The 17,203-nt window shown below is 57.0% G+C and carries 17 protein-coding genes; 3 read left to right on the plus strand and 14 right to left on the minus strand.

The genetic code is table 11. The annotated features are described in order from the left end of the window. Position 1: 1 nt before the first annotated feature. From PH7735_RS17105 to PH7735_RS17155, 11 genes are all read right to left on the minus strand, one after another. Positions 2-1,105, minus strand: coding sequence for a BMP family ABC transporter substrate-binding protein (locus PH7735_RS17105; RefSeq protein WP_058312646.1), 1,104 nt, complete (start codon positions 1,103-1,105; stop codon positions 2-4). 25 nt (positions 1,106-1,130) lie between these two features. After that, positions 1,131-2,513, minus strand: a complete 1,383-nt coding sequence (locus PH7735_RS17110) for an amidohydrolase (RefSeq protein ID WP_058312647.1) — start codon at positions 2,511-2,513, stop codon at positions 1,131-1,133. Between the two features lies 1 nt (position 2,514). Beyond that, positions 2,515-3,174 carry a glutathione S-transferase family protein gene (locus PH7735_RS17115; RefSeq protein ID WP_058312648.1) on the minus strand — a complete coding sequence of 220 codons (660 nt, stop codon included), beginning with the start codon at positions 3,172-3,174 and terminating at the stop codon, positions 2,515-2,517. Further along, on the minus strand, positions 3,171-4,016 hold the full coding sequence (locus PH7735_RS17120; protein WP_058312649.1) for an aromatic ring-hydroxylating oxygenase subunit alpha: 846 nt from the start codon (positions 4,014-4,016) through the stop codon (positions 3,171-3,173). The genes PH7735_RS17115 and PH7735_RS17120 overlap by 4 nt, the downstream gene beginning before the upstream one ends. Beyond that, positions 4,013-4,663 (minus strand): Rieske 2Fe-2S domain-containing protein, encoded by a 651-nt coding sequence (locus PH7735_RS17125; RefSeq protein ID WP_058312650.1) that lies wholly within the window; start codon positions 4,661-4,663, stop codon positions 4,013-4,015. The genes PH7735_RS17120 and PH7735_RS17125 overlap by 4 nt, the downstream gene beginning before the upstream one ends. A 221-nt stretch (positions 4,664-4,884) precedes the next feature. Continuing rightward, positions 4,885-5,151 (minus strand): hypothetical protein, encoded by a 267-nt coding sequence (locus PH7735_RS17130; RefSeq protein ID WP_058312651.1) that lies wholly within the window; start codon positions 5,149-5,151, stop codon positions 4,885-4,887. Positions 5,152-5,271: 120 nt separating this feature from the next. Then, on the minus strand, positions 5,272-6,405 hold the full coding sequence (tolA, locus tag PH7735_RS17135) for a cell envelope integrity protein TolA (protein ID WP_058312652.1): 1,134 nt from the start codon (positions 6,403-6,405) through the stop codon (positions 5,272-5,274). Beyond that, positions 6,402-6,779, minus strand: a complete 378-nt coding sequence (locus PH7735_RS17140) for an ExbD/TolR family protein (RefSeq protein ID WP_058312653.1) — start codon at positions 6,777-6,779, stop codon at positions 6,402-6,404. Before PH7735_RS17140 ends, tolA begins: the two co-directional genes overlap by 4 nt. 4 nt (positions 6,780-6,783) lie before the next feature. Further along, positions 6,784-7,149, minus strand: coding sequence for an ExbD/TolR family protein (locus PH7735_RS17145; protein WP_058312818.1), 366 nt, complete (start codon positions 7,147-7,149; stop codon positions 6,784-6,786). Then, complete coding sequence (locus tag PH7735_RS17150; RefSeq protein WP_058312654.1) at positions 7,142-7,795, minus strand: MotA/TolQ/ExbB proton channel family protein; 654 nt, start codon at positions 7,793-7,795, stop codon at positions 7,142-7,144. The genes PH7735_RS17145 and PH7735_RS17150 overlap by 8 nt, the downstream gene beginning before the upstream one ends. Continuing rightward, entirely contained in the window at positions 7,792-8,223 is a 432-nt protein-coding gene (locus PH7735_RS17155) for a hypothetical protein (protein ID WP_082645305.1), read from the minus strand. Before PH7735_RS17155 ends, PH7735_RS17150 begins: the two co-directional genes overlap by 4 nt. A gap of 526 nt (positions 8,224-8,749) precedes the next feature. Here PH7735_RS17155 and PH7735_RS17160 point away from each other — a divergent pair. After that, a complete protein-coding gene (locus PH7735_RS17160) occupies positions 8,750-9,814 on the plus strand; it encodes a CobW family GTP-binding protein (protein ID WP_058312656.1) in 1,065 nt (354 codons plus the stop codon). Positions 9,815-9,816: 2 nt separating this feature from the next. Further along, the gene (locus PH7735_RS17165; protein WP_058312657.1) at positions 9,817-11,028 is read left to right on the plus strand and encodes a GTP-binding protein; all 1,212 of its coding nucleotides are present in this window, start codon (positions 9,817-9,819) and stop codon (positions 11,026-11,028) included. Between the two features lie 138 nt (positions 11,029-11,166). Here the strand turns inward: PH7735_RS17165 and PH7735_RS17170 are convergent, their stop codons facing one another. Then, positions 11,167-12,963 carry an IlvD/Edd family dehydratase gene (locus PH7735_RS17170; protein ID WP_058312658.1) on the minus strand — a complete coding sequence of 599 codons (1,797 nt, stop codon included), beginning with the start codon at positions 12,961-12,963 and terminating at the stop codon, positions 11,167-11,169. A 361-nt stretch (positions 12,964-13,324) separates the two neighbouring features. Between PH7735_RS17170 and PH7735_RS17175 the strand changes: the two genes are divergently transcribed. Further along, positions 13,325-14,221: an NAD(P)-dependent oxidoreductase gene (locus PH7735_RS17175; RefSeq protein ID WP_058312659.1), complete on the plus strand. Its 897-nt coding sequence runs from the start codon at positions 13,325-13,327 to the stop codon at positions 14,219-14,221. A 57-nt stretch (positions 14,222-14,278) separates the two neighbouring features. On the opposite strand, the gene pta is transcribed toward PH7735_RS17175, so the two are convergent. Both pta and xsc read right to left on the minus strand, forming a co-directional pair. Continuing rightward, on the minus strand, positions 14,279-15,295 hold the full coding sequence (gene pta, locus PH7735_RS17180; protein ID WP_058312660.1) for a phosphate acetyltransferase: 1,017 nt from the start codon (positions 15,293-15,295) through the stop codon (positions 14,279-14,281). 107 nt (positions 15,296-15,402) lie between these two features. After that, on the minus strand, positions 15,403-17,181 hold the full coding sequence (gene xsc / locus PH7735_RS17185; protein ID WP_058312661.1) for a sulfoacetaldehyde acetyltransferase: 1,779 nt from the start codon (positions 17,179-17,181) through the stop codon (positions 15,403-15,405). Positions 17,182-17,203: the final 22 nt, after the last annotated feature.

The following is a 17,203-nucleotide window of genomic DNA, read 5'->3' on the forward strand; positions in this document are numbered from 1 at the left end:
ATCAGCTCGGCAGCGGGGTGGTTACACCCTTCACATGCCAGTCCATGCCGACGATCTCGTCCTTGGTCATGGTCGCGCCTGCCGCCACGCCTTCGCTGCCGTCGGCCTTCATGATCGGCCCGGCAAAGGGCGAGAAGCTTCCGTCTGCGATGCCGGCTTCGGCTTCCTTGATCTTGGCCATTACCTCGGCGGGAATATCTGCGCTCCAGTCGACCACTTTGACCACGTCGTCCGCGACGCCGAGGAAGGCGTTGCCCCCTTCGAATGTGCCCGCGATATGTGCATCGACCGAGGCCTTGAAGAAGGGCGACCAGTCGGTTTCAACACAGCCCAGATAGGTTTTGGGCGCATAGGCCTTCATCGAGGAGTTGAGGTTGAACGAGTAGATGCCAAGCTCTTCGCACTGTGCGACCACTGATGGCGTGTCCTGTGCGTTCGAGAAGATCACGTCACAATCCTGTGCCGCCAGCGCCTTGGTCGCTTCCTGTGCTTTTGCGGGGTCAAACCAAGAGTTCAGCCAGACAACCGAGCATTCGATATCCGGGTTGATCGCCTGCGCACCCAGTACGAAAGCGTTGATCGACGTGATCAGTTCGGGGATGGCAAAGGCCGAGACCGAGCCGATCTTGCCGGTTTTCGACAGGGCAGCGGCGGCCATGCCCATCAGATAGGTGCCTTGCGAATACTGCGCCGCAAAGGGCGAGAAGTTTGGCGCAACCATGAAGCCCGAGGCGTGCAGGACGGTGACGTCAGGATTGCGGCGGGCGATCTGCATCGCGCCGTTCTGATATCCGAACGAACCCGCGACAAGGAACTTGGTACCATCTGCAACGGCCTTGTTCATGATGCGGTCTGCATCCGGACCTTCATAGATGTTTTCGATGATGGTGATCGACACGGCATCGCCATAGGCCTCTTTCACAGTGTCGAGACCAGCGGCCAGCGCATGACCCCAGCCCACATCGGCAACGGGTGACGGGATCACCAGCGTAATGGTCAGCGGATCGTCGGCAGTTGCAGCAGCAGCGCGTTGTCCGATAGCGGCGACAACACCGGCCACTGCGGCCCCGGTCATAAAGCTTCTGCGATCAAGTTTATTTGTCATTTGGTCTTTCCCCTTGTTGTTCCAGTCAGTTCCCGTCGAGCGTCGCGAGCGCCTTTTCAGCGCCTTCAAAAATCTCGGCCTCATCTACGCGGGTGAACACGCCGTTTTCCCAGACGATTTCACCGTTGATCATGGTCATGTCGGTATTGGTGCCGATGCCCACCTTCGGGATCAGGCTTATCGGATCGTGGCGCGTGCCCACGTATTCCATACGTCGCGAGTCAATCGCGAAAAGATCCGCCGCCATGCCCGGTGCAAGCCGCCCGATGTCTTTTCGCCCCAGAAGCGACGCACCACCTTTGGAGGCATAGTCCAGAAAGGCCGCCGGTTCGGGCACGGGATGCGCACGCGAGGCCGCCACGAGACATTGCAGCATGTAGCCGGAATGGATGCAGTGCATCAGGTTCGAGTTGTCGTTCGACGCCGCGCCATCCGCCCCAAGGCCGATGCGTACGCCAAGCGCCTGCATGGCGGGAATATCCGTGACCTCTTCGCCGACAAGGTAAACAGGTTCGGGGCAGTGGGACACGCCCGTGCCGCTGGCCGCCATCTTGCGCAACTCGTCATGGCTCAGCTCCCAACAATGGGCATAAAACGCACCCGGCCCTGCAAACCCGATGTCTTCACAGTAATCCACGGTGCGCAGGCCGGTGCGGGCCTCGATCACAGGGCTTTCGCCTTCGCCGACATGGGTGTGCATCATCACGCCCTTGTCACGTGCCAGAGCCACGGATTCGACAAAGGTTTCCTTGTAGCAGTTCACGGGCTGGCAAGGTGCGACCACCACCTGCCGCATGCTGAAAGGGGCCGGATCGTGATAGGCATCGATCAGGCGCTCGCAATCCGAGATGAATTCATCCGTGGTTTCCCGCATCGCGTCGGGGATGGTGGACCCTTCGGATTTGGGCAGGGTGTTACATCCGCGCCCCGCATGAAACCGCATACCCAAAAGTTCGGCCGCTTCGAACTGGCGATCCACCAGACCTTTGCCCGCATGTCTTGGGAAACAGTATTGGTGATCCATCGCTGTGGTGCAGCCATGTTTGATCAGTTCGGCCATGGCAGTGACAGAGGAATGATAGAAACACTCTTCGGTCAGGCGCGAAAAGATCGGATAAATCATGTCGAGCCATTCGATGACCGACAGTTTGGTCCAGTCCAGATCGGCGCGGTTGCGCACGAAGGTCTGGAAAAAATGATGGTGCGTGTTAACCAGACCGGGATAAACGAACCAGCCGCTGGCATCCCGAACGACAGTGTTTTCGGGCAGCCCGGTGGCATCCAGATCGGGGCCGATGGCCTTGATCTCTGTACCACTCGTCAACAGATCGACATCGCGCAAACAGGTCGCCCCGTTTCCGTCATCCACGACCACAGCCGCACAGTTTTTCAGAAGGATGCCAGACACCTTAGTGGTCCTCTTTTGATGATTGGGGGTCGGGTACCAGATCGTGCAACCGGTGAATGCCGGGCATTTCGATAAAGCCCGGCAGCGACCGTATTGCGCGCATCCAAAGCCGGATCGATGGATAGGGATCAAGTGTTATGCTGCCATCGGGGGCCAGCGCGACATAGGGGAAACAGGCGATATCGGCGATGGTCGGCTGCTCGCCCACCAAAAATGATTGCCCTGCAAGCCGTTGTTCGAAAAGGGCGGCTTCCAGCTCGCGCAAGGCGGCGATTCCTGCACCCTGAAGCGCATCCAGATCACCGTTACCATGCAGCATTTCGACCAGTCGGGCACCGCCCAGCGACGCAGTTAACCGATGTGAGAACGCCAGCCATTGCTGGACTTTGGCAGACATGTCCGGTGTCTCTCTGCCTTCCCATTCAGGCGCCGTGGTGGCCGCAAGATAGGCCAGCATGGCAGAGGATTCAGTCAGCACAAACGCACCGTCCTCAAGGATCGGGATCGCACCGGCGGGGTTGAGCGTCAGCAGCGCGTCGCCCTTGTGTTCCTGTCCGGGATGAAAATCGACCGACTGGAGGTCAAGCTTGGCCCCGATCAGCGAGGCCAGCAGGCGCACCTTGTAGCAACTTGGCGAGAGGATGTAGTCGTAGAGTTTCATTTTGCCACCAGCTGAGCGCCATAAGTGTAATTGTGCCGCTTGAGCCAGCGGCGATAGGCGACCGACGTCATGTCCGCACGGGTCGGCATCTCCATTCCCGGATCAAGCGGCAGGCGCGTCGGGATCTGGTTTTCGAGGATCGAACGGTCCTGCAAAAAGATCATCTGTTGGAAATGGATCAGTTCCGTCATCGTGTTGTCTTCGTCGTACAGCGCCATCCATGGCCAGACATCGCACAGGTCCTCGGTCAGAGGTTGTACAAAAAGGCAGATCACATCCCATTCACCCGGTCGGGGGGGGCATGTTTTGTACAAAACCGAACAAGTGGGCGCGGGCACGCGATACATGTATTCCGTCGTGATCCCGCCTTCCGCAGATTTCGCGGCCTGCGGTTGGAAGAATTTGACCTTGGTGGCCCAGACTTCGTCTTCCTCGTCCCTGATCTCGACTTTGTAATCTTCCACTTCGGTATGGGGTTCGGCCCCCAGAATATCCGTGTGAACAAAGGGAAAATGCGCGATATCCAGAAAGTTCTCGACCGCACGAAGAGGTGAGCATTTGACGCGCACAACGCCAACATCCACCAGCTTTCTGCTCGGCTGATCTGCTTCCGGAATAGTGAACAGGTCTGTCTGGGGCGCACCCAGTGAGGTCCAGACATGCCCGAAACGGATAATCACCGGCAGGGGTTCGTTGTCTGCATTCAAGACTTCGGGGGCGCCAACCGGCCCTGTCTTGACTGTTATCGGCTCACCCATGAGGCGCGTTTTTCGCCCGTCCGCAGACAGATCGCTGCACAGGCCAACGGGATACCAGGCGTCTTTCATGGCGGTGTCGGTCATGTTGTTTCCCCGTGATTGCAGATGCGCTCTGCTTTTTGACGCATCACCTCGGCCCATCGCGACGCCGAAACACATGCTTCGGGGGAGGTGTTTTCGGCCAGCAAGAGGATCACAAATACCTGTTCGCCGTCGAGGTCCGAGACCAGCAAACGGATGTCCGTTCCCGCGTGGTTCACCGCGAGACCACTATCGACGTCTGTTGCCTGAGTGGCTTCTCGGACAGATGTTTCATCAGCTGCAACAACCAGAGAGCGCAGCGGTTTGTACCCCTCAAAGAAAACGGGCTCTTCATCCGGCAATTCGTCGGCAACCCAGATGACGCCACCGCTTTCCTTGGCTTGGCGGGGATTACATTTGATCGCGGACGGAGGTGTCAGATTTGGATGCGCCGGAATATGGGTGCAGGATCCGTCATCTGCAAAACGCCAGCCGTGATAGATGCAAGACAGCGTCTCGCCTCTTACAAACCCGTGTGACAGGCGCATGCCACGGTGCGGGCAGCGATCGCCATTGGCGCTCAGATGTCCGGATTGTGTGCGCCAAACAGCGATAGGTCCCGAAGACAGCTTTGCGGGAATGACCGTACCGGGCGGGACATCGGATGACAGGGCGACAGGTGTCCAGGGCAGCGAAAGTGTGTGCGTCATTGATGTGGTTCCCTTGTCTTCAGCCGGACCGAACGGGCGCACTTCAAAGATTGAAATGGTGGTCTGCCGACGCGACAGACCAGTTCCCCTGTGGGGACCAGCAGAATGACTAGAGGTCAGAAAACGCGTGTTGGAAAACAGCAGTGGGCACAAATGAGGGCCCTTGTCACAGGACTGTCGAAAGCGGTGCTTACTATTTTGGCGGTGCGATTATTTAATAGTCAGAGAGAGGGCGCTTCGTGGGCGCGATCAATCGAATCGACCCACACATCCATCGGTCCAAGCAAGCAGCCAACTTCCAAAGCATCGATAAGTTCGGCCGGACCCTGCACTTCGAGTTCGATCCTTTCAGGGCTCACAAAAGTGTGTCGGGACAACAGGCCCAACCGACGAGCGTGCCGCTCGATCCACGGAATAAAGGACGGGCCAGCCAGCTGTCCTTGGATAACCAGCACCTGATTTTCGATTTGTGTGGGTTCTGTTCGCATAGGAAAATCCTAGGATCAAATCCGCCACCATGCCAGCAAGATTTGAGAAAGAACCGATTGGGGTGTGCCAGATGGGCCGCTTGAGTGGGGCAGGATAGGCTGGCTTGTGAAAGCGGCTGCTTATTGCGCGCGGTACGCAAATGACAGTTGGCGTCGCACACCGTTCGGCGGCTTCGGGAAGGGCGCGGCGCTTTGGATCTGGATGCGCGCGGCACGGTTTACGTCAGCACTGCCGGAACTGTCGATAACCTCGACCCAATTGAGCGACCCGTCCGGGTTTATTTCAAACAATACGCGCGCAAATCCGGGTGTTTTGACGTGGACAGGACGGGTGCGGTTGAGGTGGACAAGCACGCGCCCCGCATAATTAGTGGTGTCCGCATTGCCCGGGCCGCGGGAGTTGGCGGCCGAGCCGGACTGGATGCCAAAACCGCCAACTGTGGCGAGTGAGCCTTCGCGTTTGAAGGTTTCCAGCGGCGACTCAATACTTTGAGTCGGGTTGCGCAGGTTTTCAAACCCGTCGTCCAATCCGGGAAACAAAGGCTTGGGCGCGTCTTCTGCGCTGTCCTCAAGTGGCTCTTCCGGGGCGTTTTCGGGTGGGTCGACAGGATCGGGGTCTGCGATGGTTTCCGTTTCCGGCTCGGACAACGGCGTGACGGGCGCAATCGGCAACAGGGTTTCCGGCAGGGATGCGATAACGTCTTCAACCGGCTCTGTTGGTTCGGTCGGGACCGGCGGCGTGGGGGCTTGTGACAGCACGGGATCGACCGCTTCAACTGTGTCCGTTTCCACTCCCAAAGTTGGTGGTGTGTCATTCTGCGGAGGCACCGGTTCGGCGTCGTCGGGTTGGGCTGTCGGTTCCGTGATGTCCGGTTCGGGCACAAAATCACCGTCAGTCCCCGCAAGTGGAACCGGCTCTACGAGTTGTGCCGTGCCAGTGTCCGGTGCAAAGGACTCTTGCGGGTTTTCAGACGCGACAAGCACTTCGGTTTCGGGGACGGTTGCTTCGCTTGGCGGGGGCACGGGTTCAACAGGTTGTTCCTGTTCGGGTTCGGGGGCTTGTTCCGGCTCAACAGCTTCCTCGACGATCTCTGCGATGTCTTCAAACGCGTTGCCCAGAGCCACGGCATTTCCTGTCGTTTCTGGTGGTGGCGCGGTGCGGTCAACGCCGACAGCGATGCCAATCCCGAGAAGGTGCCCACCTATCGACAGAAGCAGTGCAATGAATGCAATCAAAAGCGAGCGACGTATCACTGTAGCGCCCGTTCCGTGACCAGAATGACCGAAGTAGCGCCCGCGCGCCGAAGGTCACCGGTGATTTCCATCAGGCGCGATGCTGGGACGTTGCGGTCCGGCACAATGCGGGTGGGACCAGAGCCATGGGTTGCAACATGCGTGTCTGCTGCGGTGAGTTGACCCCGAAAACTCAGGCTGCCGTCAGCATGCAGAACCAACGCGTCTGGTGGTTCTTTCCCTTCAAGGTCACTGGTTTGAACAAGCTTCAGGTCCGGATCAAGAGGCGGTGCGACGGTTCCGGCGATGAGGAAAAAGACCAGCATCAAGAAGACGACGTTGATCAATGGAATGGTCGAATCCCGCTTTTTGCGCGGTGGGGGCTGGCTGATCATTGCGTCACTCCAACACCAACACATCCAACCCGTCGCGGGCGCGAATGCGATGCAGAAGGTCAACAAGACGCTGGGCGGTGGTGTCCGCATCAAGGCTGACCAAAACCTGCCCGGCTTCGATGCTGCTGGCGAGGTCATCCAGCGTTGTCGGCTGGCCGTTCAGGGTCAGCCGCTCTGTTCCCAGCTGTACAAAGTACCGTTCGATGGCTGTGTCTACCGTACCGCTGCCTTTTTGCGTGTTACTAAGTTCGATTTCGCCAAACGTCGAGAACGTCGAGGTCAGCATAAAGAACAGAAGCAACAGGAAAATCACGTCGATCAACGGCGTGAGTGCCAAGGGGCGCCGGACAAAGGGGGCGAGGTTACGCATGATCCCCCGACGCATAGGTGGCGGACGGCAGTGTCGTGTCATGCGGCATCAGGACAGTGCGCAGCGCTTTGTCGGCAAAAACCCTTTCACGTGCTGTGCGGCTTTCTAGCCACGACAGCACCATCGAGGTCGGCATTGCCACGGCGAGCCCTACTGCGGTGGTCACCAACGCGACCCAGATACCGCCCGCGAGCAGGGATGGGTCAACGGATGAACCCGCAGACTGGAGGCTTTGAAAGGCTTCGATCATGCCGAGAACCGTTCCGAAGAGACCCAGAAGAGGCGCCAACTGTGCAATGGTGTCCAGCAAGCGAAAGCCGCGTTCGAGACGGGCCAGTGCCAAACCGGCCTCAGCATCCAAACGGTCGCTCAATGCCTGAGAGTTTGGCATCTCTATTGCGGTTTCAATAAACGGCGCCAGATAGCTTTGGCTTTTGATGAGACGCACCCGCGCTTCGTGCGCATCACCTGCGTCCCAAGCTGTGAGAGCCTTGGACAGCTCTCTGTGCCGCCCGACGCCAGAGGCCGCGAATTGCCAGAGCTTGTACAGGGTAACGGCCACCGTCAACACGGACATCACCAACAGAATGGCCACCACCGGCCCACCCAGAGCCACCACATCACGCAAACCATTCATTGTCATCATCCCAGTAGCTTTATGGTGATACGGCTGTTCAACATCAGTCCGTCGCTGCAAATGTCACTTTCTGCACCATTTGAGATACAGGTGTTTGTCCCGTTGATTAGGGTTTGGCCAATAGTCTCGCAGGTCATTCCGGGCACATCGAACTGACGCACCCGCGGGCGTCCTTCCGGCAGTTCGCGAAAATCAAACAGAGACAGGCGCACCACGCCGCCTGTGGCATCAAAAATCACGGTTTCGAACACAGCTCTGTCGATTGCCGCGCCCGTGCCGTTGTTGGCGACAAAGGTAAACCGGCAAGCACCCTCAACATTTTGAACCGCGTTGAGTTCGAGCGACAATCCGGGTTGAGAGGTTTCGGCGGATTGTGCTTGTGCAAATACCGGGGCGGCCAGCAAAGCGATTGCAAGAAGACGAGGGATGAGAGGCATGGCAATTCCAATAAGAAGAACAGGGCGGCCCATGATCGGCTGCATCTATCCGCTGAATTTCGATTTTTATAACTTAGACATAGATTGAGCGAAAGATAGAGCCACGTCTTCGTGACGTTTCATTACAAGACACTTTGCACATGTCAGATCTGCTGCACGGAGTGGCGCTGAAAAGTGCGAAAGACGGCTGAACGGGGTGTTCAAGGCGCTCAACCCCAAGACCTGAATGATTTCTCTGACTTCATGAGCAGCTATTTATCGGGAACCTCAGGGTATGTCGCAGCATGTGATTAGCCGGAGTTTCTTTGGAAGCCACTGCCGCGCGCGCCTTCTGCCAAGTCCCAACGCAGCCTAGCAAAGAGGCACGGGCCGGTCGGTTTTCTACGTAGGGAAGTGCAAAAAGAGAATTGCATAATGTTATAACATAACATATTTGAGCTTGGAATGAATTTGAGGACCCTGTGATGAACTCCGAGAACACCATGCGCGGGCTTTACGCGGGTTGCATAAATGGAAACCAACCAACATGACCGATACACGAATACCCGTCACTTTGCTCACGGGGTTCCTTGGGGCAGGGAAGACAACCTTGTTGAATGCCTTGCTTGCGGATGCCTCGTCGGGGCGTGTTGCGGTCATCGTCAACGAATTTGGCGAGGCCGGTCTGGATCATGATCTGATTGAAACCTCATCAGACAATGTCTCTTTGATGCAATCGGGATGTTTGTGCTGTACCGTGCGCGGGGAACTTGCCGATACAATGGCCGATCTGATCGCGCGGCGGGACGCTGGTGCATTCGACTTTGATCGTGTGGTTATTGAAACCACCGGGCTCGCCGATCCGGGGCCAATTTTGCAGACATTGCTGGTTGACCGGTATCTTGCCAGATCCACCCGAATGGATGGCGTTGTCACGGTTGCGGATACCGCCATTGGCGCTGCGACCTTGGATTCCCAGTTCGAAGCGGTATCACAGGTGGCGATGGCGGACCTTGTCATCATGAGCAAAGTTGATCTGGCCAGCCCTGAACAAATGGTGATGTTCGAAGAACGTATCAGGGGGCTGAACCCCAGCGTTCGCATTCTTCACGCAATCAAGGGTAAGGGCGTCACGGATAAGCTTTGGGGATTGAGCGGTTTACGGCAAGACGCCGTTCCGTCCGATGTGCTGGCTTGGACAACCGGCAAATCGACCCCGATCGATCCGTTGGCCAATCTGTCTGGCTTTGCGTCCCCAGCACCGGCGCCTGCCGCCTTTTCTCCGCATGACGCGCGCATCGGATCGGCATCGATCATTCTGGATGAGCCTTTAGCCGACGCGGTTTTTGATAACTGGCTCAACACGCTTGTTGCGCTGCGCGGGCCGGACATCCTGCGGGTGAAAGGCATTGTTTTCCTTGAAGGCATCGAAAAGCCGTTCGCATTTCACGGTGTCCAGAACATCTTTGATCCCCCTGTTCCGGTGCAGGATTGGCCCAGTGATGATCGCCGTTCGCGCATCGTGGTGATTGCCCGCGATCTGTCGCGCCCCGAATTACAACGCAGCTTTGACATGCTGCGTTCGTTAAACCCCTCTTACAATCAGGCATAGACATGAAAGATACACCCACCGAAGATCCCCGTTTGCCCGTCACCGTTTTGTCCGGCTTTCTTGGGGCAGGCAAAACGACACTGTTGAACCGTGTTCTGAACAACCGCGATGGCCGCCGCGTTGCGGTGATCGTCAATGACATGTCCGAAGTGAACATTGACGCAGATCTGGTCCGCGAAGGCACCGAGTTGTCGCGATCAGAAGAAAAACTGGTAGAGATGTCGAACGGGTGCATTTGTTGCACGCTGCGCGATGACTTGCTCAAGGAAGTGCGCCAGCTCTCTCAAGAAGGGCGGTTTGACTATCTGTTGATCGAATCCACGGGTATTTCCGAGCCTCTTCCGGTTGCGGCGACCTTTGATTTCCGTGACGAACAGGGGCAAAGCCTGTCAGATGTGGCGCGTCTGGATACGATGGTCACCGTCGTTGATGCCGTTAACCTGCTTCGCGACTTTTCATGTCACGACTTTTTGACGGACAGGGGAGAGTCGCTGGGGGACGAGGATGACCGCAGCCTTGTAAGCCTCCTGACCGAGCAGATCGAATTTGCCGATGTTGTGATCCTCAACAAGGTCACGGATGCAGGACCCGCACCGACCGCAAGCGCGCGCCAGATCATTCGCAGCCTGAACGGCGACGCAAAGATCATCGAAACGGATCATTCCGATGTTCCGGCAGAGTCCATTCTTGATACGGGGCTGTTTGATTTTGACACCGCGCACGAGCATCCGATGTGGGCGAAAGAGCTCTATGGCTTTGCCAATCACACGCCAGAGGACGAAGAATACGGGATCACGTCCTTTGTCTTTCATGCGCAAGCTCCGTTTCACCCGCAAAAGCTGTATGAGGTGCTGAACGGTGATTTGCCCGGTGTGATCCGTGCCAAGGGGCACTTCTGGCTAGCAACGCGGCCCGAATGGGCCGCGGAGTTCAGCCTTGCCGGATCGTTGTCTTCAGTCTCGCCATTGGGACTTTGGTGGGCGTCTTTGCCAGAAGAGCGTTTGCCCACCCACCCAGAGGCACAGGCAGAGATTGCGCGAAACTGGGTTGAGCCTTGGGGTGACAGACGGCAGGAGATGGTCTTTATCGGTGTCGGTTTAGAGCGCGAAGCGATCAGTGCCCGTCTGAATGACGCTCTTATGAAAGTGAGCGAGTTCAAACCCGATGAGTGGGTCGATTTGCCAGACCCGTTCCCCCTCTGGAAACGGCGCTGATCTATGTGACGGATTTGATCCCCAAATAGATGGCCCTTGGCCTATCGGCCGTCAGGGGCATCGTAATTCATCCGGTGCCAAGTGGTCTTGGGGTGTGCTGCCCCAAGACCGTTTCAAAATCTTCTTGAACAAAAGACCTTAGTGATTGTCGCGCGGAAGACTTTTGGCTGCGATATCGCGATAGTTGTCGGCATCACGCAATGTCATTCCCTCGTCAAAGGGTCGCACCATCTCGCGGAAATATTGCTGCCACGGAGATTGGTTCTCAGGCGACGGATATCCACCCTGAGCGACAAGAGCCTCGGCCCGTTGTCGAAGGTCTGCTTCACTCACCAACATGTTTGCAGTGCAGTCATTCAGGCTGATGCGGATCACATCCCCCGTTTTCAGCAGGGCCAGCCCGCCACCATCGGCAGCTTCGGGTGAGGCATTGAGGATGGAAGGCGAACCTGACGTCCCTGACTGGCGACCATCTCCGATACAAGGAAGCGCTTCGACACCGGCCTTGAGCAAATACTCAGGCGCGCGCATGTTCACCACTTCCGCCCCGCCGGGATATCCTTTTGGGCCCGCTCCGCGCATGACAAGGATACAGTTCTCGTCGATGTTTTCCGCCGGATCATCAATGCGATGGTGGTAATCTTCAGGGCCATCAAAGACGATAGCGCGCCCTTCAAACGCGTTCGGATCGTCGGGATTTGACAGATAGCGGCTGCGGAACTCCGTTCCAATCACACTGGTCTTCATAAGGGCGCTGTTAAACAGATTACCCTTGAGGTTGATGAAACCCGCCGCATCCAGCAACGGATCGGAAACCGGGCGAATGACATCCGTGTTTGTCGAGCGCACATGACCATAGTTTTCGCCCATGGTTTTGCCGTTAACACAGATGGCCTCTGGATGCGGCAAACGCCCGGCTGCGATCAATTCACCAACCACAGCGGGAACGCCGCCTGCACGGTGATAATCTTCGCCAAGGTATTCGCCAGCGGGTTGAAGGTTGACCAAGAGCGGCACCTGATGACCGATCTCCTGCCATGCATCATTGTCCAGAGGCACGGCAAGATGACGCGCGATGCCATTCAGGTGAATGGGGGCGTTGGTCGACCCGCCGATCGCAGAGTTGATCACGATCGCGTTCTCAAATGCCTTGCGGGTCATGATCTTTGCGGGGCGCAGGTCTTCCCAAACCATATCGACAGCACGTTTGCCAACTTCATAGCTGATCTGGCCACGTTCGCGGTACGGGGCGGGAATGGCGGCCGATCCGGGCATTTGCATTCCCAAAGCCTCGGCCAGTGAATTCATCGTGGTGGCTGTGCCCATCGTGTTGCAATAGCCGACCGAAGGTGCAGATGCTGCGGCAATCTCCATGAATTCATTGTCGTCAATGTCCCCCGCGGCCAATTGTTCGCGCGCTTTCCAGATCACTGTTCCAGAGCCGGCGCGTTTGCCATCGTGCCACCCATTCAGCATTGGACCGACAGACAGAGCCAGCGCAGGAATGCCAACAGTTGCAGCCGCCATCAAAAGGGCAGGCGTGGTTTTGTCACAACCGATGGTCAGGACGACCCCGTCAATGGGATAACCATAGAGCGCTTCGACCAGACCCAAATATGCCAGATTGCGATCCAGCATGGCCGTGGGACGTTTGCCGGTTTCCTGAATGGGATGCACCGGCACTTCGAGCGGTGTTCCACCTGCTGCGATGATGCCATCACGGACCCGCTTGGCCAATTCCAGATGGTGCCGGTTGCAGGGGGACAAATCGCTGCCGGTTTGTGCAATGGCGATGATGGGCTTGCCGGATTGAAGCTCCTCGCGAGTCAGCCCGTAATTCAGATAGCGCTCCAGATAAAGCGCGGTCATCTCTGGATTGTCGGGGTTCATGAACCATTTGCGGGAACGCAGGTCTTCGGGACGAATCTTGGTCATTTTGTCTCCAGCGCGGGGCTTTGGGGTGGACGGCTTCTGGGATTGATAATACCAATTTACGAGATTGATAATATCAAACTGTATCTGGCACCAGTGCGTTTGGATGAAAGTTTTGCAGACAAGGGGGGTGTTTCGATGACCCTGTTCGGAAACAAAGAACTCTCCCGGCCTGCTGTTACCGGATGGCGTTTGGGAATTACCAACCAAGGTCAGCCTGAATTGGCTGCTGCCTTGAGGAATACAGAGTTGTGTGACGCATTTGCCTGCTTAAACCCGCGACCTAAGGGGCAGAGAGCAAGCGCAACAGGTGCGTTGTGAAAATTGGAACAATTGAAAAGTAATATGCGGACGGGAGAGTGTAATGAGCAAACCTAATATCGGATTTATCGGGCTGGGCCTGATGGGGGCAGCGATGGTGAACCGCTTGCTGGACCAAGGGTACAGCGTCACCCTGATGGCAAACCGCTCACGACCAAATGTTGATGCGGTTGTGGCGCGTGGGGCGACCGAGGTTTCCACGGCCCGTGACGTGGCGGCGGCAAGCGATATTGTCATGCTGTGTATGGACACATCAGCAAGTGTCGAGGGGCGGATGCGCGGCCAGGATGGCGTGATCGCCGGATTGCAATCCAATGCCGTGGTCATTGATTTTGGCACGTCTTTGCCAGCCAGCACGCGCGCGCTCGGGGCCGAGGTCGCGCAGGCGGGAGGGGACTATCTTGATGCACCGCTGGGCCGGACGCCTGCACATGCGCTTGATGGGCTTTTGAACATCATGGCAGCCGGTGACAAAGCCGCCTTCGATAAAGTAAAACCTGTGCTTGAGGATCTAGGGGAAAACGTGTTTCACCTTGGTGCTCTGGGCGCTGGGCATACCATCAAGCTTATCAACAACTTCTTTGGGATGACTGTGGCCAATGCCATGGCCGAAGCCTTTGCCATGGCAGATGTGGCCGAGGTGGATCGCGCCAGCCTTTATAATGTGATGTCGGCGGGCCCGCTGCATTCGGGCATGATGGATTTCGTTAAGGCTTATGGCGTCGATGGGGACCCCAGCATGTTGGCCTTTGCCATCAAAAACGCTGCCAAAGATGTCGGCTATTATAGCCAAATGGCCAAAGATGCGGGCGTGGCCTCTCAGATCGCACCGGGACCTTTGGGTGCGATGACCGCTGCCGTAGCAGAGGGACATGGCGACGACATGGTCAGCCAGATGGTTGATTTCTACGCCGGCAAGTTCTCTGGTACCGCGACATAGTTCTGTGGGGGCCCTGTCATTCAGGGCCCTCCGCACCGGTCGGGCAGGGCCTGACCGCTAGGTCGTTTCGACAGACGCGGCCTCGGCTTGCGCTGCTGTCACGGCAATCATATGCACCACGTCTTCTGCCGTACACCCGCGAGAGAGATCGTTCGCTGGTTTATCAAGGCCTTGTAAAATAGGGCCAATCGCGGTCGCGCCTCCCACGCGTTGCGCAATTTTATAGGCGATGTTGCCGCTTTCGAGGTTCGGAAAAACAAAGATATTTGCTGCCCCGCCAAGAGGCGAGTCACTTGCCTTGGATGCGGCCACGTCAGGCACAAATGCGGCGTCGAATTGCAGCTCGCCATCAATCATGAGATCCGGTGCCGCTTTCTTTGCGATTTCTGTGGCGGTGACCACTTTGGAAACCGACACGTGTTCGGCACTGCCGCGTGTCGAGAACGACAGCATCGCAACACGTGGGGATTCCTCAAGAAGTGTTGAAAAGGACTCGGCTGAAGCAAGGGCAATCTGTGCCATCTCTTCGGCATTCGGGTCGACCACAAGGCCACTGTCAGCGAAAATATGCGCCCCTTTCGTTTGGTGGTGGGCCGCGCAAAACAGCATCAGGAAAAAGCTGGAAACCAATGTGGTCTCGGGTTTTGTGCCGATCACCTGAATGGCGGTGCGCACAATTTCCGCCGTTGTCGCCACCGCGCCGCCCACGGTGCCGTCTGCAAGGCCGTGTTTGACCAAAAGTGCCGCATAAACATGTGGTTGGGTCACAATGCGCAGGGCTTGTTCAAGCGTCACGCCTTTGTGTTTGCGCAGGGTGTAATACAACAGCGCCAGTTCGTCTTTGTGCGGAGAGTTGACCGGATCATGGATTTCGATGCCTTCATCCGGTTCGGCTTGCAGAAGTGAAAACTGCAACCGCACGGCCACTTCGTCACCCACCATTATGATGCGCGAAATCCCCAATTCGCGGGCTTTGATCGCCGCTGCAACGATACGCGAATCCGTGCCTTCGCTCAGCACGATGATCTTTTGCGATCGCGCTGCGTTTCGCAGCAGTGTTTCCAACGGTTTCATGATGTCTCTCCCCCTAAGCCCCCAGATACGTGTGGACGGTTCCTTTCAAGAGAACCGAACACAAAGACGGTGGGGTTCGGGTCTGGGGACCCGAACCCTGTCTGCGGCTATGCGCGGCGCTTTGAGCGCATATCCGCAGCACTTATGCCTGCCACGCTGACAGGTTTCTTCATGGCATCCCGACGGAAGGGTTCCCCAAGTTCCTGATTGAGAAGCACCTCGATAAATGTGGTGGTTCCGTCTTGCATCTGGGCTTTGATGGCCTTGTCCAGTGCATCGGTGAGGTCTTCCATCGTGCTGACGGCAACGCCTTCAACACCACAGGCCCGCGCGATGCCGGCATAGCTCACGTCTTGGGATAGTTCCGTGCCCACAAAGTTGTCGTCAAACCAGAGTGTGGTGTTCCGCTTTTCCGCGCCCCATTGGTAGTTGCGGAAAATAACCATCGTGATGGCGGGCCAATCGTCACGTTTTACCGAGACCATTTCGTTCATCGAAATGCCAAAAGCGCCGTCACCGGCGAACCCGACAACGGGTACGTCAGGGCATGCAATCTTGGCGCCGCAAATGGACGGGAAACCGTAACCACAAGGCCCAAACAGGCCAGGTGCAAGGTATTTCCGCCCCTGTTCAAAGGCCGGGTAGGCATTGCCTATGGCGCAGTTGTTGCCGATGTCCGAGGAAATGATGGCCTCCTTGGGCAGGGCGGACTGGATCGCGCGCCATGCTTTGCGGGGGCTCATTTTTTGCGGCTCGCGATCCCGCGCGCGCGCGTTCCACGTGGTGCCCGGATCATCATCTTCATGGTCCATCGAGGTCAGTTCCTGCGCCCATGTCGATTTGATTTGCGAAATCATCGCCTTGCGCTCGGCCCGATTGGTATCACCCGCTATTTCGCCTAGTTGTGCAAGGATACCATTGGCCACCTTTTTGGCATCGCCGACAATGCCGACCGAGACGGTCTTGGTTAGGCCAATCCGGTCCGGATTGATATCGACCTGAATGATCTTGGCATTTTCGGGCCAGTAGTCGATCCCATATCCCGGCAGGGTCGAGAAGGGGTTCAAGCGGGTGCCCAAAGCCAGAACAACATCCGCCTTGGCGATCAGCTCCATTCCGGCCTTTGAGCCGTTATACCCCAATGGTCCCGCAAAAAGAGGATGTGAACCGGGAAAAGCATCGTTGTGTTGATAGCCGACGCAAACCGGCGCATCGAGGCGCTCTGCCAAAGCCATTGAGTCTCGTATAGCATCCCCGAGAACCACACCTGCACCATTCAGAATGACCGGAAATCTGGCCTCGGACAAAAGCTTGGCAGCTTCGGCAACGGCCTTTTCCCCACCGGCGGGGCGTTCGAATTCGACGACGGCGGGCAGTTCAATATCGATCACCTGGGTCCAGTAATCACGGGGGATGTTGATCTGGGCGGGCGCGCTGGCGCGTTTGGCTTGCAGTATAACCCGGTTTAGCACCTCGGCCATTCGGGACGGATCGCGGACCTCTTCCTGATAGGCGACCATATCTTCCAGCAGGGCCATTTGTTCGACTTCCTGAAAGCCCCCCTGACCCATGGTTTTGTTTGCCGCCTGCGGTGTCACAATCAAAAGGGGCGTATGGTTCCAGTAGGCGGTTTTGATTGGTGTTACGAGGCTGGTGATGCCTGGGCCGTTTTGCGCGACCATCATGGACATATCGCCAGAGGCCCGCGTGAAACCGTCGGCCATCATGCCTGCGTTGCATTCATGGGCGCAGTCGAAAAACTTGATTCCGGCCGCCGGAAACAAGTCCGAAATAGGCATCATGGCAGAGCCAATAATGCCGAATGCGTGATCAATGCCATGCATTTGCAGAACTTTTACAAAGGCTTCTTCGGTCGTCATTTTCATTGTTAGCACTCCGTTTGGGGGC

It is taken from the genome of Shimia thalassica (genome assembly GCF_001458215.1).
In the GTDB taxonomy this organism is placed as follows: Bacteria; Pseudomonadota; Alphaproteobacteria; order Rhodobacterales; family Rhodobacteraceae; genus Shimia; species Shimia thalassica.

Bases quoted from the DNA above. Each gene is read 5' to 3' on its own strand.
- PH7735_RS17105 (WP_058312646.1), bottom strand. From the start codon at position 1,105: ATGACAAATAAACTTGATCGCAGAAGCTTTATGACCGGGGCCGCAGTG.
- PH7735_RS17115 (WP_058312648.1), bottom strand. From the start codon at position 3,174: ATGAAACTCTACGACTACATCCTCTCGCCAAGTTGCTACAAGGTGCGC.
- PH7735_RS17120 (WP_058312649.1), bottom strand. From the start codon at position 4,016: ATGACCGACACCGCCATGAAAGACGCCTGGTATCCCGTTGGCCTGTGC.
- PH7735_RS17125 (WP_058312650.1), bottom strand. From the start codon at position 4,663: ATGACGCACACACTTTCGCTGCCCTGGACACCTGTCGCCCTGTCATCC.
- PH7735_RS17130 (WP_058312651.1), bottom strand. From the start codon at position 5,151: ATGCGAACAGAACCCACACAAATCGAAAATCAGGTGCTGGTTATCCAA.
- PH7735_RS17140 (WP_058312653.1), bottom strand. From the start codon at position 6,779: ATGATCAGCCAGCCCCCACCGCGCAAAAAGCGGGATTCGACCATTCCA.
- PH7735_RS17145 (WP_058312818.1), bottom strand. From the start codon at position 7,149: ATGCGTAACCTCGCCCCCTTTGTCCGGCGCCCCTTGGCACTCACGCCG.
- PH7735_RS17150 (WP_058312654.1), bottom strand. From the start codon at position 7,795: ATGATGACAATGAATGGTTTGCGTGATGTGGTGGCTCTGGGTGGGCCG.
- PH7735_RS17155 (WP_082645305.1), bottom strand. From the start codon at position 8,223: ATGCCTCTCATCCCTCGTCTTCTTGCAATCGCTTTGCTGGCCGCCCCG.
- PH7735_RS17160 (WP_058312656.1), top strand. From the start codon at position 8,750: ATGACCGATACACGAATACCCGTCACTTTGCTCACGGGGTTCCTTGGG.
- PH7735_RS17165 (WP_058312657.1), top strand. From the start codon at position 9,817: ATGAAAGATACACCCACCGAAGATCCCCGTTTGCCCGTCACCGTTTTG.
- PH7735_RS17170 (WP_058312658.1), bottom strand. From the start codon at position 12,963: ATGACCAAGATTCGTCCCGAAGACCTGCGTTCCCGCAAATGGTTCATG.
- PH7735_RS17175 (WP_058312659.1), top strand. From the start codon at position 13,325: ATGAGCAAACCTAATATCGGATTTATCGGGCTGGGCCTGATGGGGGCA.
- pta (WP_058312660.1), bottom strand. From the start codon at position 15,295: ATGAAACCGTTGGAAACACTGCTGCGAAACGCAGCGCGATCGCAAAAG.
- xsc (WP_058312661.1), bottom strand. From the start codon at position 17,181: ATGAAAATGACGACCGAAGAAGCCTTTGTAAAAGTTCTGCAAATGCAT.